Origin of the sequence: Actinomadura sp. GTD37, from assembly GCF_041951365.1 — a bacterium.
Classification (GTDB): Bacteria; Actinomycetota; Actinomycetes; order Streptosporangiales; family Streptosporangiaceae; genus Spirillospora.
Genome location: NZ_JBGNUS010000001.1, coordinates 632073 through 647422, shown reverse-complemented (window position 1 = coordinate 647422; position 15350 = coordinate 632073). Strand labels below are relative to the sequence as shown.

At 70.6% G+C, this 15350-nt stretch carries 14 protein-coding genes and 1 pseudogene; 5 read left to right on the top strand and 10 right to left on the bottom strand.

Features of this window, described 5'->3' with window-relative positions; genetic code table 11:
- Window positions 1–11: 11 nt before the first annotated feature.
- Entirely contained in the window at window positions 12–1439 is a 1428-nt protein-coding gene (locus tag ACA511_RS03135; RefSeq protein WP_375022483.1) for an alpha/beta hydrolase, read from the top strand.
- Window positions 1440–1453: 14 nt separating this feature from the next.
- Here ACA511_RS03135 and ACA511_RS03130 read toward each other — a convergent pair whose 3' ends face one another.
- Window positions 1454–2029: a TetR/AcrR family transcriptional regulator gene (locus ACA511_RS03130; RefSeq protein ID WP_375022482.1), complete on the bottom strand. Its 576-nt coding sequence runs from the start codon at window positions 2027–2029 to the stop codon at window positions 1454–1456.
- Between the two features lie 349 nt (window positions 2030–2378).
- On the opposite strand from ACA511_RS03130, the gene ACA511_RS03125 reads away from it, so the two are divergent.
- The gene (locus ACA511_RS03125; RefSeq protein ID WP_131935942.1) at window positions 2379–3065 is read left to right on the top strand and encodes a Crp/Fnr family transcriptional regulator; all 687 of its coding nucleotides are present in this window, start codon (window positions 2379–2381) and stop codon (window positions 3063–3065) included.
- Between the two features lie 34 nt (window positions 3066–3099).
- Here ACA511_RS03125 and ACA511_RS03120 read toward each other — a convergent pair whose 3' ends face one another.
- The 6 genes and pseudogenes from ACA511_RS03120 to ACA511_RS03095 all read right to left on the bottom strand — a co-directional run bounded on the left by ACA511_RS03120 (window position 3100) and on the right by ACA511_RS03095 (window position 7300).
- On the bottom strand, window positions 3100–3882 hold the full coding sequence (locus tag ACA511_RS03120) for an MBL fold metallo-hydrolase (RefSeq protein ID WP_375022481.1): 783 nt from the start codon (window positions 3880–3882) through the stop codon (window positions 3100–3102).
- A gap of 125 nt (window positions 3883–4007) precedes the next feature.
- Window positions 4008–4862, bottom strand: a complete 855-nt coding sequence (locus ACA511_RS03115) for an NUDIX hydrolase (RefSeq protein ID WP_375022480.1) — start codon at window positions 4860–4862, stop codon at window positions 4008–4010.
- A 48-nt stretch (window positions 4863–4910) separates the two neighbouring features.
- Window positions 4911–5372 (bottom strand): RidA family protein, encoded by a 462-nt coding sequence (locus tag ACA511_RS03110; protein ID WP_375022479.1) that lies wholly within the window; start codon window positions 5370–5372, stop codon window positions 4911–4913.
- 48 nt (window positions 5373–5420) lie between these two features.
- Window positions 5421–5579: a DUF4177 domain-containing protein gene (locus ACA511_RS03105; RefSeq protein ID WP_021591512.1), complete on the bottom strand. Its 159-nt coding sequence runs from the start codon at window positions 5577–5579 to the stop codon at window positions 5421–5423.
- A 381-nt stretch (window positions 5580–5960) separates the two neighbouring features.
- Window positions 5961–6068: pseudogene (locus ACA511_RS03100) on the bottom strand (acyl-CoA dehydrogenase family protein); the annotation flags it as partial.
- 191 nt (window positions 6069–6259) lie between these two features.
- The gene (locus ACA511_RS03095; protein WP_375022478.1) at window positions 6260–7300 is read right to left on the bottom strand and encodes a slipin family protein; all 1041 of its coding nucleotides are present in this window, start codon (window positions 7298–7300) and stop codon (window positions 6260–6262) included.
- 244 nt (window positions 7301–7544) lie between these two features.
- Between ACA511_RS03095 and ACA511_RS03090 the strand changes: the two genes are divergently transcribed.
- Both ACA511_RS03090 and ACA511_RS03085 read left to right on the top strand, forming a co-directional pair.
- Window positions 7545–8540 carry an ArsA-related P-loop ATPase gene (locus ACA511_RS03090; protein WP_375022476.1) on the top strand — a complete coding sequence of 332 codons (996 nt, stop codon included), beginning with the start codon at window positions 7545–7547 and terminating at the stop codon, window positions 8538–8540.
- Window positions 8541–8792: 252 nt separating this feature from the next.
- On the top strand, window positions 8793–9953 hold the full coding sequence (locus ACA511_RS03085) for an ArsA family ATPase (RefSeq protein ID WP_375022475.1): 1161 nt from the start codon (window positions 8793–8795) through the stop codon (window positions 9951–9953).
- Window positions 9954–10098: 145 nt separating this feature from the next.
- Here the strand turns inward: ACA511_RS03085 and ACA511_RS03080 are convergent, their stop codons facing one another.
- Window positions 10099–11496, bottom strand: coding sequence for a hypothetical protein (locus tag ACA511_RS03080; protein WP_375022474.1), 1398 nt, complete (start codon window positions 11494–11496; stop codon window positions 10099–10101).
- A gap of 381 nt (window positions 11497–11877) precedes the next feature.
- The gene (locus ACA511_RS03075; RefSeq protein ID WP_375022473.1) at window positions 11878–12201 is read right to left on the bottom strand and encodes a WhiB family transcriptional regulator; all 324 of its coding nucleotides are present in this window, start codon (window positions 12199–12201) and stop codon (window positions 11878–11880) included.
- Window positions 12202–12528: 327 nt separating this feature from the next.
- Between ACA511_RS03075 and ACA511_RS03070 the strand changes: the two genes are divergently transcribed.
- Window positions 12529–14856, top strand: coding sequence for a penicillin-binding protein (locus ACA511_RS03070; RefSeq protein ID WP_375022472.1), 2328 nt, complete (start codon window positions 12529–12531; stop codon window positions 14854–14856).
- 37 nt (window positions 14857–14893) lie between these two features.
- Here ACA511_RS03070 and ACA511_RS03065 read toward each other — a convergent pair whose 3' ends face one another.
- Complete coding sequence (locus ACA511_RS03065) at window positions 14894–15346, bottom strand: GatB/YqeY domain-containing protein (protein ID WP_375022471.1); 453 nt, start codon at window positions 15344–15346, stop codon at window positions 14894–14896.
- Window positions 15347–15350 lie beyond the last annotated feature (4 nt).

The following is a 15350-nucleotide window of genomic DNA, read 5'->3' as shown; positions in this document are numbered from 1 at the left end:
AGGTCCCCGCCATGCGCCCGACACGCGTCCCCACCGGCCGTCCTCAAGAACCCGTCCCGCCGCGCAGGGCCGTGCGCGCACCTCGTGCCGCCGTGGTCGCCCTGGCGCTCGCGACGGCGTCCGCGGGGCTCGCCGGACCGGCCCGCGCCGACGAGCGAGGCGCGCGGTTCGAGGACGCGGGCGGCATCCACGTCGTGAAGGTGCGGCGCATCGACGACAGGCAGTACTCGGTCCGCGTGAGCACGGCCGCCCTGGGGCGGGCGGTGGACGTCCGCATCCTGCTGCCGACCGGTTACGAGCGGCGGGCGAGCGCGCACTACCCCGTCCTGTACCTGTTCCACGGGACGTCCGGACGGGCGTCCGACTGGGTCGAGGCGGGCGACGCCGAGAAGACGACCGCCGGACGGCCGCTGATCACCGTCATGCCGGACGGGGGCTTCGACGGCAACGGCGGCGGCTGGTACACCGACTGGGCCGATCCGGGCACCGGGCTGGGCCCGTCGAAATGGGAGACCTTCCACGTCGGCCAGCTGATCCCGTGGATCGACCGCAACCTGCGCACCGTCTCCCGCCGCGAGGGCAGGGCGGTCGCGGGGCTGTCCCAGGGCGGGTTCGGCGCGATGAGCTACGCGTCCCGGCATCCCGAACTGTTCGTCTCGGCGGCGTCGTTCTCCGGCGCGCCCGACATCTCCTCCAACCCGGTCACGTCGCTCGGCGCGACCGGCGTCGTCTCCTATATCGCGGTCGCCCTGGACGGCGTGCGCCCCGACGCGATCTTCGGCTCCCGGCTCACCGACGAGATCAACTGGCGCGGCCACGACCCGGCCGGCCTCGCATCCAACCTGCGCGGCATGCGGCTCGCGCTCTACACCGCCACCGGCGTGCCGGGGCCGCTCGACCCGCCGGCGCCGGACCCCGCCGCCATCGGCATCGAGGCCCTCACGCACGTCTCGACGGTCAGCTTCCACCGGCGGCTGGACGAGCTGAACATCCCGAGCCGGTACACCGACTACGTGTTCGGCACCCACATCTTCCCGTACTGGGCCCGCGACCTGCGGCAGCACATCGGCCCGCTGATGGCGGTGTTCGCCGACCCGCCCCGTCCGCCGGCGGAGACCTCCTACCGGTCGATCGACCGGAACTGGTCGCAATGGGGCTGGACGGTCTCGCTCAAGCGCCCGGCGGCCCGGCAGTTCAGCGCGCTGTCGAAGGCGTCCGGGACGGGCTTCACGCTGCGGGCCGCCGGGACCGCCACGGTCACGACACCCGCGTCCTACCGTCCGGGAACACGTGTCGTCATCCGCGTAACGCAGGGGAGGACGCACCGGGTGCTGAAGGCGACCGCCGACCCGCGCGGACGGCTCACTGTCACGCTCCCCCGCACACACGGCACGGCCACCACGCGGGTGAACATCACCACAGCTCAGACGGCACGTTAGGCGACTCGGCCGCCTCAGTCGCCGGACAAGGCGCCCGATCGGAGAAGCAGGCGGACATGCTCGACCATCGGGGGTCCTACCGCCCGCAACGCGTCCATGTCGCCCGCCGCGACGGCCGGCGTCACCATCGTGCTCACCGCCGAGACGATGACCTGGCACGCGAACTCGCCCGCCCGGCCGGTCACCCCCATGAGGCCCGCCAGGGCCGCGGCCAGGTCGCGCTGGATCTCGGTCCGCCGCCGGATGGCCTCGGGACCGGCCGCGTACACCTCGACCAGGAACAACCGTGCGTAACCCGGTTCGGACGCCAGCGCCTCCAGGTAGGCGGTGACGACCATCTCGAACCTGTCCGCCGCGTCGCCTCCGCCTGCTGGGCCGCCTCCGCCCGCCGCGTCGCCTATGCCCGCTGGGTCGCCTCCACTCTCCGTGGAGCCCGCCAGCCGCAGCATGAGCAGTTCGCTGGCCTTGTCGAACGCGGCCATGAAACAGTCGAGCTTCGACGAGAACAGCACATAGAAGCTCTGCCTGGACACTCTGGCCCGCTTGAGGACGTCCTCGACCGATGTACCGACGTATCCTTTCTCCCTCATCGCCGCCGCCATGGCCGCGCAGAGGCGGTCACGATGCACCCGCTCGACCTCCGCGCGGGACAGCGCGTGCCGGCCCCGCGGAAGCCGGCGCGGTGAGGGGCGGGGACCGGAGGTCTGCATCCGCTCAGGCTAAGGCACCCGCTGGTCATCGCCCGGGTCGTCCGTTAACAGGCGATGAGACCGGTGTGATGGCATTCACCCAACGGTCCGTACACTGGGCGAACGGGACCGCGGCCGCCGCGGGCAGGGCAATCCCCGGTCCCGCGTTTCGGCGCGCCGTGACCCTGCCTTCACGTACGCGGTGGGACGTACGTCACACTAGGCATGTAGGTGTTCGAGGAGGAGAAGCGTGACCGATCGCGACGTGGACGTTCTGAGCAGAGCCCCGCTCTTCGAGGCCCTCGACGAGCAGGGCGCCAAGGCGCTGCGCGCCAACGTGACCGAGGCGCGTCTCGCGCGCGGTCAGACGCTGTTCAACGAGGGTGAGACCGGGGACCGGCTGTACGTCGTCCTGGAAGGCAAGATCAAGCTGACCCGGACGGCGCCGGACGGCCGGGAGAACCTGCTGAGCGTGCTCGGCCCGAGCGAGATGTTCGGCGAGCTGTCGCTGTTCGACCCGCGTCCGCGCACCGCGTCCGCCATCGCGGTCACCGAGTGCCGCCTCGCCGGGCTCGGCCACGACGACCTGCGGCCCTGGCTCACCGGGCACCCGGAGGTCGCCGTCCAGCTGCTCCGCGCGCTGGCGCAGCGGCTCCGCAAGACCAACGACGTGATGGCCGACCTCGTCTTCACCGACGTCCCCGGACGCGTCGCCAAGGCGCTGCTCGACCTCGCCGAGCGGTTCGGCCAGCCGTCCGAGGCGGGCCTGCACGTCCACCACGACCTCACGCAGGAGGAACTGGCGCAGCTCGTCGGCGCCTCCCGGGAGACCGTCAACAAGGCGCTCGCCGACTTCGCCCAGCGCAACTGGCTGCGCATCGAGGCGCGCGCCGTCGTCATCCTCGACATCGAACGCCTCCGCAAGCGCTCCAAGTGACCCGCCGGCCGCGGCGCGGCGGCGGGTCCCGCGGTCAGCGGCCGTCGAGGTAGTCGAGCTGCGACTGCACCGACCACTCGGCCGCGGGCCAGAGGGCCTTGTCGACGTCGGCGTAGACGCGTTCGACGACCTCGCGCGCGGTGCGCGCGCCCGCGGCCACGGCAGCCTCGACCTGCGCGAGGCGTTCGCGGCGGTGGTCGATGTAGTGGTCGAGGACGGCGATCGGATCGTCCAGCTTGGGGCCGTGACCGGGGAGGATCGTCGCGGCCTCGTTGTCCGCGGAGAACTTGCGCAGCCGGTCCAGCGAACCGAGGTAGTCGCCCAGCGCGCCCTCCAGCACGGTCGTCCCGTACCCGAGGATGGTGTCGCCGGTCAGGACGGCGCCGTCGGCCGGCAGCCAGAACGTCAGCGAGTCGTCGCTGTGGCCCGGCGTCTCCATGATCCGCAGCTCCAGGCCGCCCGTGGTGACGACGTCCCCCTCCGCGAGCCCCTCGTCGCCCAGCCGGTGCCTGGGATCGAGCGCCCGCACCTTGACCGAGCCGCCCGCGAGCTTCGCGAACTTCCCGGCGCCGGCGGAATGGTCGGGATGCCCGTGCGTGAGCAGGACGAGCCCCACCCGGCGCCCCTGGCCCTCCACGACGTCCAGGACGTGCTTCAGGTGCTTGCCGTCCTTCGGGCCGGGATCGACGACGACGGCCTCCGCGGACCCCGGCTCGGCGATGATCCAGGTGTTCGTGCCGTCCAGGGTCATGGCGGACGGGTTCGGAGCGAGCACGCAAGTCGCCCGTTCAGTACCCATCCCGTCGATCTCCGTCATGTCTCCCATCCTGCCCGAGGCCCGATCCGGGTGACGGACCGGGTTCCAGCCGAGCCGATCGAGATGCCGCAGCGCCGACGTGCCCGCCAGCCGCCACATGAGGGCCTGCGCCCGCGGAGCCCGGCTCACGGCTGCGAGTAGTGCCGCTCGGTGCCCTCCGGCAGGACGAGGTACGCCTCACCGTCGATGATCTCCGCGACGGGCTCCTGGACGGTGATCTCGCGCGGCGCCGCCAGCACGTCCGCCACCGTGTCGAACTCGGCCAGCTCCGCCAGCGTCGCGATCGTCGGCGGCAGCATCATCCACTCGCCCTTCGCCGCGCGCTCGGCCGCCTCCGCCGGGCGCACCCAGGCGACCTGGTCGGCCTCGGTGCTGACGTCCCGCGCCCGCTGCCCCTCCGGCATCCCGGCGACGAAGAAGCGGGTGTCGTAGCGCTTCGGCTCGACCGCCGGGGTGATCCAGTGCGCCCACGGGCGCAGCAGGTCGGCGCGCAGGACGAGGCCGCGCCGGTCGAGGAACCCGCCGAACGACTGGGAACGGTCCAGCAGCGCCTGCCGGTCGGCCTCCCACTCGTCCCCGCGCGTGTCGTCCACGACCGTCTCGCCCGTCGGCCCCGCCAGCAGGACCAGCGTCTCCTCGAACGTCTCCCGGACCGCCGCGCACACCAACTCGCTGGCCAGCGTCTCGTCCGCCCTGAACGCCGCGCCCCACTCCGCGGGCGGCGGCCCGGACCACGCCGGCGCCGCCTCGCCGTCGCGCGGATCGACCGACCCGCCGGGGAAGACATAGGCGCCCGGCGCGAACGCCATCGACCGGACCCGGCGCAGCATGAACGCCTGCAAGCCGTGCCTGTCATGATCACGGAGCACGACGACCGTCGACGCGTGCCGGGCGGGAACGGGCTCGGCCCGTCCCGCCCGGATGTCCTCGATCCGGTCCCGGAAACTCGCCGGCAGCTTCAGCCCGTGCACAATGCTCATGGCCGCCCATTCGGACATACCGAATGGCGTTCCGTCAAGGCGCGAGTCCTACTGGACCTCAGCGATCAACTCGACCTCGACGGGCACGTCGTGCGGCAGAACGGCGACGCCCACCGCGCTCCGCGCGTGCTTGCCCGCATCCCCGAACACCTCGGCCAGCAGATCGCTCGCCCCGTTGACCACCTGCGGCTGGCCGTAGAAGTCCGGCGCGCTCGCGACGAACCCCACCACCTTCACGATCCGGACGACCCGCGACAGGTCGCCGACCTCGGCCTTCAGCGCCGCGATCGCGTTCAACGCGCAGATCCCCGCCTGCCTCGCGGCCTCCTCGGGACTGATCTCGGCGCCGACCTTCCCGGTGGCGCCCAGCTTCCCCTTCACCATCGGCACCTGGCCCGCCGTGTAGACGAGCGAACCCGTCCGCGCCGTCGGGACGTACGACGCGACCGGCGGGACGAGATCCGGCAGCTCGATCCCCATCTCGCGCATCCGCTCTTCAGGCGTGCTCATGCCCGCTCCTCCTCGTTGAGGCGTCTCCACCGGTCGATCGGCTTCGGGTTACGACTGGACTTCGCGCTTGAAGTAGGCCACCAGGTTCTCCGGGTTCGGCCCAGGCAGGACGGTGACGAGCTCCCACCCGTCCTGGCCCCAGTTGTCAAGAATCTGCTTGGTCGCGTGCACCAGCAGCGGAACGGTCGCGTACTCCCACTTCTTCATGCCGCTCACCCTAGCGGGGGGTGTTTCAATGCGGTGTTCAATGCACTGCCCTCGGCAGTCGGGCGCTGGAGCGCCCTCCCTTCAACGGGCACTGCGGCGATCGCTGTGTTCATTGCAGCGCCCTCGGCGTCAGGCGCCTGAGCGCCTTCCTTCAACGGGCACTGCGGCGATCGCTGCATCGCTCCGGCTCGCCTAGCGGCTCGCTGCGCGATCAGGTTCTCGCTTCGCTCGAACCTGGCTTCGCACGCGATCGCAACGTTGCGGTTGCTGCGGGCCAGGCTTACGGACGTGTGCCCTCAGGTTGTGGGTGGTCCCCGCAAGCAGGTCCTACGCGCGCGGCCTCCAGGGTGCGGGTGGGTCCCGCACGCTGGGCTCATCGCCCTACCTGACCGGCAGGCCGGTGATGGTGCGGCCGATGACGTGGCGCTGGATCTCCGAGGTGCCCTCGAAGATCGTGAAGATCTTGGAGTCGCTGTGCATGCGCTCCATGGACCTCCGGTGATGGCTGGTTGCCGCAAGCAGGGCCTACGGGCGTGCGCAGTCAAGCTGCGGGTGGTCCCGCACGCTGGGTTTATCGCATGGGCCTCCAGGTTGCGGGTGGTGGTTGTCGCAAGCAGGGCCCGCGGGCGTTGGGCTTCACGTTGCGGGTGGTTGCCGCAGGTTGGAGCTTGCGGGCGTGGTCAGGTTGTGGGTGGTTCTGGGTGCTGTTCGTTCGGCGGGCGGTCGGACGCCGGGTCGCCGGTGGTTATGCCGCGCTGGTCGAGCGGCGCGGATTCGCGCTTCGGCTCGTCCAGGCCGATTACCGGCGGGACGTCCTCGGCCGACCCGAGGGTGGACGGCTGCTCCGCCGCCTTGGCGAGTTCCTCCTCGGCCTTGCGGAGGCGCTCGCCGAGATCGAGCTTGGCCTGGCTCTCGCCCTCCTCGGAGCGTCCCGGGCCGCCCGCGGCGCGCTCGAAGAACCGCAGGATCTCGACCGGCAGCGGCATGACCAGCGTGCTGTTCTTCTCGGCGGAGACCTCGACGACCGTCTGCAGCAGGCGGAGCTGGAGGGCCGCCGGGTCCTGCGACATGATCTCCGCCGCGGCGGCGAGGCGCTTGGACGCCTGGAACTCGCCGTCCGCGGTGATGATGCGGGCGCGGCGCTCCCGTTCCGCCTCGGCCTGCCGGGCCATCGACCGCTTCATGCCCTCGGGGAGCGAGACGTCCTTGATCTCGACCCGCTCGATCAGGATGCCCCACGGCCCCTCGGTGATCTCGTCGATGATCGCCCGCAGCCGCATGTTGATCTTCTCGCGCTCGCCGAGCAGCTCCTGCATGTCGGCCTGGCCGATCACCGACCGCAGCGACGTCTGCGCGACCTGGGAGACCGCGTAGCCGTAGTTGTGGACGTTCACGATCGCCTTCACCGGGTCGATCACCCGGAAGTAGACGACCGCGTCGACGCGGACGCTGACGTTGTCCTGGGTGATGCCGTCCTGTCCGGGCACCCCCATGGTGATCGTCTGCCGGCTGACCTTCTGCATGCGCTCGACGACCGGCACGATGGCCGTCAGGCCCGGGGCGCGCACCGCGCCGGGGCGCAGGTCCCCGCCCCGCTGGACCTGGCCGAACCGGAACACGATCCCGTGCTCGTACTGCTGCACCACCCGGACCGACGAGGCCAAGGTGATCAGTCCGCCGATGACGACGACCAGCAGGACGATGAGTAGCACTGCTTCCATCACGGGCACCTTTCTCGCGTGGACGGCCGGGCCCGGGATCGCCCCGGGCACCGGCAGAACTCTGAACCCGTGAAGATTCAGACGGAACCGTCCGGGGACGGCTCACGTTTCCCAGCTAACCCCGCGGGCAGGCCCGTTTACAACGTCCGCGCAGATGATCTTGCGAGGCACCGTGTCAGGGATCACTTGCATACGGGCGGACGCCCTCTGAAGTGTTTGCCGAGTGAACGATATGGTCGATCGGGTGAGCGCGAGAGACACCGACTGGGACGGCGTACGCCTCCATGTGGTCACCGGAAAGGGCGGCACGGGGAAGACGACCGTCGCGGCCGCCCTCGCCCTTGCCCTGGCCGCCGGAGGCCGCAAGGTCCTGCTCGTCGAGGTCGAGGGACGCCAGGGCATCGCCCAGCTCTTCGACTGCCCGCCCCTCCCGTACGAGGAGCGCCGCGTCGCGGTCGCCCCGGACGGCGGGGACGTGTACGCGCTCGCCGTCGACACCGAAGAGGCGCTCATCGAGTACCTCGAGATGTTCTACAACCTGAAGCGCGCCGGAAAGGCGATGACCAAGCTCGGCATCGTCGACTTCGTCACCACCATCGCGCCCGGCCTGCGCGACGTCATCCTGACCGGCAAGACCTCCGAGTCGGTGCGCCGCAAGAAGAAGGACGGCTCCTTCATCTACGACGCCATCGTCATGGACGCTCCGCCCACCGGCCGCATCACGAAGTTCCTGAACGTGAATGAAGAGGTGTCCGATCTCGCCAAGGCCGGACCGGTCCGCAAGCACGCCGACACCGTGATGAAGGTCGTGCGCAGCCCCGAGACCGCCGTCCACTTCGTCACCCTCCTTGAAGAGATGCCCGTCCAGGAGACGATGGACGGCATCCGCGACCTCACCGCGGCCGGGCTCCCCGTCGGCGGCGTCATCGTCAACATGGAGCACGAGCCCGTCCTCGCCGAGGACGACCTCGCCGCGGCCGCCGCCGGCGCCCTCGACACCGACGAGATCGTCCGGGGCGTGAAGGCCGCCGGCCTGGAACACGACGCCGAGCAGATCGCCGCCGTCCTCGCCGCCGGGGCCACCGACCACGCCCGCCGCACGGCCCTCCAGCGCCGCGAGAAGGAACGCCTCGACTCGATCGACCGCCCCCGCTACACCCTCCCGATGCTGTCGGACGGCATGGACCTCGCCGGCCTTTACGACCTGGCGGCCGCCCTTCGGGCTCAGGGCGCCGCATGACCGAGCGAAGCGAGGCCACGCGGCAGTCCTTCCCGGGGGCTGTAGACGGTCGCCCCCCACAGACGACCTACACGACCGGGCGAAGCGAAGGCATGCGGCGCTCCTTCCCGGGGGCTGTGGACGGTCGCCCCCCACAGGCAACCCGCATGACCGAGCGGAGCCAGGGCGAGCGGGCGCGGGGTGTGTCCTGGGTTGCCTTGGGGAGCGGCGTGGCGTGGTCCGGCGCTGGGAGCGAACGGCAGAGGTGAATCGATGAGCCCGATCAGCAAGACCCCTCCCGTCCTGGACGTCGACGCGCTGCTCGACGACCCGCGCACGAAGATCATCGTGTGCTGCGGTTCCGGCGGCGTGGGGAAGACGACCACGGCCGCCGCGCTCGGGGTCCGCGCCGCCGAGCGGGGGCGGGACGTCGTCGTCCTCACCGTGGACCCGGCGCGCCGCCTCGCCCAGTCCATGGGACTGTCGGAGCTCGACAACAACCCGCGCAAGATCGAGATCGACGGCGACGGCGAGCTGCACGCCATGATGCTCGACATGAAGCGCACCTTCGACGAGATCGTCGAGGCGCACGCCGACCCGGACCGGGCGAAGCAGATCCTCGCCAACCCCTTCTACCAGTCGCTCTCCTCGTCGCTGTCGGGCACGCAGGAGTACATGGCCATGGAGAAGCTCGGGCAGCTGCACCGCTCCGGCGCCTGGGACCTGATCATCGTGGACACGCCCCCGTCCCGGAACGCCCTGGACTTCCTGGACGCCCCCGAGCGCATGGGCCGCTTCCTCGACGGCCGCTTCATGAAGATCCTCGCCGCGCCGGCCAAGACCGGCGGCCGCTTCGGCGTCAAGGTGATCAGCGCCGGGTTCGGCATGTTCACCGGCGCCATCAACAAGGTCCTCGGCGTCCAGCTGCTGCGCGACGTGCAGACGTTCGTCACCGCGTTCGACACGATGTTCGGCGGGTTCCGGGAGCGGGCCGAGCGGACCTTCAAGCTCCTGCAGACCCCGGGGACCGCGTTCCTCGTCGTCGCCGCGCCCGAGCCGGACGCGCTCCGCGAGGCGTCCTACTTCGTGGAGCGCCTCGCCGAGGAGCGCATGCCGCTCGCCGGGCTCGTGGTGAACCGCGTCCACGAGTCCGCCGGCGAAGCGCTGTCCGCGGCGCGCAGCCAGGCCGCCGCCGAGACGCTGGAGGAGCGCGGCGAGCACGCGCTGACCGCGGCGCTGCTCCGCCTGCACACGGGACGCATGCAGCTGGCCGCCCGCGAGGAACGCCTCCGCGACCACTTCGCGTCCGCGCACCCGACCGTCCCCGCGACGGCGGTCCCCGCGCAGGCCGAGGACGTCCACGACCTGGAGGGCCTTCGCCAGGTAGGCGAGGACCTGGCCGCCCCCACGTCCGCCCCGACTGCCGCAGCCTGACTCGGTCCAAGGCCGCCTCCCTCCGCGTTCCACCGCGAGCCTCGCCAGAGCGGAGACCGCCTGGCCGTCTGCTCTACAGTGGTCCGCCCTCGCAGCCCGCACAACGAGAACGCCGACCTGTGGACAACTCCTGCGGGCAGGTCGACTACCTGGTGTCCTTGGGGACGTACAGGCGGATGTCGTCGACGTCCGCCGAGCCCTCGTAGTAGTTCAGGTGCGGGTCGCCGATGATGAAGGAGTCGGGGTAGGCCGAGCCCTCGGGCCAGGTGTGCTCGGTGGTGTACGTGCCCGCGGGCCCCTTGTGGAGCAGCTTGCGGTCGAAGCGGCCGTCGTACTCGCCGGGCGTCTGGTTGTAGTGCCAGATCGGACGGCCGTCCTCCACGAAGTCGTGGTGGACGCGCAGCGTCGCCTGCCCGATGTGGCGGAACGGGCCGCTCATTTCGAGCGTGTACCCCGTGGAGTCGCGTTCCACGGCGAACCGGTAGGCGGCCTTGGGCAGCAGCTCCGGCTGCAGTTCGGCGCTGGCGAGGTGCTCCTTGAACCGGCCGCCCGGCCCGTACGGCTTGTCCATGGAGACGTTCCCGCAGGCGGTCTTGATGTAGTACTCGTTACTGATGTTGTTGTTGGCGGCCTCGCGGAACTTGTCGCCGCGGACGAACAGCGCGTTGATGCCGTTGAAGCTGCCGTCGAAGGTCCGGTAGATCTGCTTCGTCTTGGGGTTGCAGGTCCCGGCGTTCTTCCAGCGCTCGTCGTCGCTGTAGTAGCCGTCCATGATGACCTTGCGCCGGTAGTGGATGCCGGGGTTGCCGTGCGGCGCGGGCGTCGCGTAGTCGAGGATCGTCAGGTAGTAGAACCCGTTCTCCTTCGTCACGTCCGGGTACTGGCAGCGCGTCTTGCCGGGCAGCGCGCCCTGGAACGTCCACGGGTAGCGGGTCTTGCACGGTTCGCGGGTGTAGCCGTTGTGCCTGCCGTCGTAGTCCCAGGTGCCGTGCCGCTTTCCGCCGAAGCCGATGCCGCGCAGCGTCATCTCGACGCGGTAGCGCGGCGGCAGCGGCCGGGTGGGGCGGATCAGCACCCCGGCGTCCCAGCTCGGCTCGGAGATCCGCGCGACCTTCTGACCGCCCGGGAGGGACGCGCCGGACACCCCCGGGCGCGAGTCGGGACGGCCGTCGCGGTCCTTGTCGACGGCGGCGACCTCGGCGGTCAGCCAGCCGTCCCGGCCGAACGCGACGCGCTTGCGGAACACGTCGAGGGTGGCGAGCTGCTTCTTGAAGAGCGGCCCGCTGATCTTCGTCCATGCCTCGCCGTCGTCGTCGAACGCGTCGACGTGCCACGGGCTGCGCCGCCCCTGCGGGTCGAGCCGCCACGGCGCGCCGTCGACGTGCAGCGGCCGGTCGAAGCCCTCCTCGGCCAGCAGGACCCACGGCCCGGTCCGGCCGGCCCCCGTGCGGCCGGGCGCGGTTCCGGCGGCGGCCGGCCATACCGCGGCCACCACGGCGGTCGTTCCGGCGGCCGCGACGGTGATCGTCCAGCGTCCCTTCAAGACGTGCCCCCTCGGTCCGGTGAAGGAAGGCGCACCGCGTCTCCCCGACCGGCGCGCTGGCACCGGACCATACGGCGATCAAGGCTGCGAGCAGCGGAAATGCGGCGCCCGACGGCGCTTTTTGGCCATCACTTGGCGAACTCCGGGCGGACGCGACTCAGCTCGGAAGCAGCCTGGAAGCAGCCCGCCAATTCCGGTGCGGACGATCACCAGAATGGGGTGCCCGCACGCGAACGCGGGGGGAGAAAATGACGTGGCCGCGGGCCCGCACCGCGTAAACGGTGCGGGCCCGCGGCCACGCTTCATTGGACCGTGCCGGTCCTCGAACTTCTGCCGGACGCCCGGACGGGCCGTTCGCTGCCCGCTCGAAGCCCGCCGAGATCAGCTCGCGACGAGTTCCTGCTCGTCCACCTCGATCTCGTCCTCGACCGACCGCTCGTACTCTTCCTTCGCGGTCTCCAGCAGGTCGCGCCACGACCGTACATCCGGCCGCCTCCGCAGCAATGCCCGGCGCTCACGCTCGGTCATCCCGCCCCAGACACCGAACTCGATCCGGTTGTCGAGGGCGTCAGCGAGACACTCCGTGCGCACTGGGCAGCCGCGGCAGATGAGCTTGGCCCGGTTCTGCGCCGCTCCCTGGACGAACAGAGCGTCCGGATCCGCGTTACGGCAGGCGGCGCGGGCGGTCCAATCCGTGATCCACATCTTGGCCCCACTCCCCTAGGGTCTGTGTCGATTTGCGCTCCTTGGCCGGACGGGCGCGGACGTCAGGCCGCCAAACGAAAGCCGTGGGGAAGAACTTACGGAAGCGAGGGACGTTTCAACAGTCCCCGATGGGCCCATTCTCGATATAGCCCACCGGGGCCATACCGCCGGAACGGACTAGTTACCTGTAGTTGACGCGCCAGACACAGCGCAGGTTGCCATCATGAGGGCATAACGGACGGAACGTCCCGCGCGGCACGGCCGGTACGCGGGGACGCCGGGGGACCTGTCCCTAATGCACTGCTCGTCCCGCGTACCCTAGACCTCGTGCGCGTTGCGATTACCGATCGGGGCAAGGCTGCCTCCACGCTGTTCAAGTTGCTCGGAGCCGGAGTGGTGGCGGGCCTCGTCGTCGCCCTCATCGCCCTGCCCGCCGTCGGCAGCGCCGGGCTGACCGCTCGCGACGCCGCCAACAACTTCGACGACATGGACAGCCAGCTCAAGACCACACCGCCGTCCGAGAAGACGGTGATGTACTCGGCGGACGGCAAGCAGGTCGCCACGTTCTTCGACAAGTACCGCGAGTCCGTCCGGCTCGACCAGGTCACGCCCATCATGCGCAACGCCATGATCGACATCGAGGACTCGCGGTTCTACGAGCACGGCGCGCTCGACCTGAAGGGCACCATCCGCGCACTGGCGTCCAACGTCGAGTCCGAGCAGACGCAGGGCGGGTCCACGCTCACGCAGCAGTACGTCAAGAACCTCCTGGTCGACAGTGCCCGGACGCAGGAGGACTACCGCGAGGCGACCGCGCCCACGGTCGGACGCAAGCTCCGCGAACTCCGGTTCGCGCTCGACATCGAGCAGCGCATGACCAAGGACCAGATCCTTGAGGGCTACCTCAACATCGCCTACTTCGGTGCGGGCGCGTACGGGGTACAAGCAGCGGCGAAGCGCTACTTCAGCGTTCCCGCGTCCAAACTGAGCCTCGGCCAGGCCGCGCTCCTCGCCGGCATCACGCAGAACCCGACCGCGTACGACCCCATCCGCAACCCGAAGGACGCCCGCCACCGGCGTGACATCGTCCTCTACCGGATGGTGCAGCTCAACCACATCACCAAGGCGCAGGCCGACGAAGAGGCCGCCAAGCCGATCCAGCTGAACCGCACCGATCCGGTCGGCGGATGCCAGTCCAGCAAGGCGCCGTACTTCTGCGAGTACGTCAAGTACGACATGCTCAACATCCTGTCGGACGGCAAGTACTGGTCACTTGAGCCGAAGCAGCAGCAGAACATCGTCAACGAGCTGAACCGCGGCGGATACACGATCCGCACCACGCTCGACACGCAGGACCAGCGCGCGGTCGACCAGACCCTCCGCAGCTCCGTCGCCCCCGGCGGCAACCGCGTCGCGGCCCAGGCGATGGTCGAGCCCGGCACGGGCAAGATCAAGGCGATCGGCGTGAGCAAGCGGTTCGGCCCCGGCAAGGGCCGGACGACCATCAACCTCCCCGCCGACTTCCACCACGGCGGCGGCAACGGCGTCTCTGCGGGCTCGACCTTCAAGGTCTTCACGCTGGCCGCCGCCATCGAGCAGGGCATCCCGGTCAGCACGACCATCCACTCGCCGCAGACCGCGACGGTCGGAGGCTTCCAGCCGTGCCGCTACACCGGCACATGGCAGGGCAAGAAGTACGAGAACGACATGGTCGGCGGCGGCGCCCCCTGGACGGTGTCCAACGCCGGCGACAGCGAGCAGGGCAACTTCAACCTCAAGACCGGCACCTGGCACTCGGTCAACACGTTCTACGCCTACCTGGAGAAGCGGGTCGGCGTCTGCAACGCGGTGAAGATGGCCGAGAAGTTCGGGATGAAGATGGGCAACGGCAACGCCCTGCTGCCGACCCCGTCCCAGGTCCTCGGCGTCAACGACGTCGACATGGTGCACCTCGCCGCCGCCTACGCCGGCTTCGCCGCCCGCGGCAAGTACTGCGCGCCCCTCTCGGTGACCGAGGTCGTCGACCCGCAGGGCAAGAAGCTGAAGCTGCCCAAGCAGGACTGCCACCAGGCCCTGGACGAGGACGTCGCCGACAAGGTGAACTCGATCCTGGAGGGCGTCCTCACCAAGGGCACCGCCGCCGGGCTCGGCCTCGGCCGCCCCGCCGCCGGCAAGACCGGAACGTGTGAAGAGTTCACCTGCGCCGTGTTCGCCGGCTTCACCCCGAACCTCGCCTCCGCCGTCGCCTACTGGGACTTCCGCGGCCCCTGGCAGTACAAGGTGTACGGCATCTACGGCGCGACCATCCCCGGCCCCCTCTGGCGGACCTCGATGCAGCGGGCGCTGTCCGGCGAGCCCGCCCCCGGCTTCCGCACCCCGTCCCGCGACTTCGGCGACACCACCCGCGTCCCGGACGTGAAGGGCCAGTCCGTCGCCGCCGCCAAGGCCAAGCTCGCCGGGGCCGACCTCCAGGCCAAGGTCGCGTCCGGTTCCGTCGACTCCGACAAGCCGCGCGGGACGGTCGTGTCCACCTCACCGGACGCGGGCACCGAGGTCCCGCCGGGCACCACGATCATCCTGTACGTGAGCAACGGCAAGAAGCCCGCCCGAGGCCACGGCCGGCCGAGCGGCGACTGGCCCCCCTGGGGCGGCTGACCACGAGGAAGGGCCCGGCGCGATGCCGGGCCCTTCCTCATTCCGCGAGCTGCCGCTTGACCTCCGCGGCGACGCGTCCGCCCTCCGCTCGTCCGGCGACCTTCGGGTTCACGGCCTTCATCACCTGCCCCATCGCGCGCGGCCCGGCCGCACCCGTCCCCGCGATGGCGTCCGCCACCAGCGCGGTCAGCTCCTCGTCGCCCAGCTGCGCGGGAAGGTACTCCTCCAGCACCGCGCCCTCGTCCCGCTCCGCCTGCGCCTGCTCCGCCCGTCCCGCGTCACCGAACGCCGTCGCGGCCTCGCGGCGCTTCTTCGCCTCCCGCGTGAGCACCTTGACGACGTCCTCGTCGGACAACTGACGCGCCTGCTTCCCGGCGACCTCCTCGGTCTTCACCGCCGTGAGCGCCATCCGCAGAGTGCGCGTGCGCACCTCGTCCCGCGCCTTCATCGCGGACGAGAGATCGGTCTCCAGCTTCTCCTTCAGGGTCATGGCA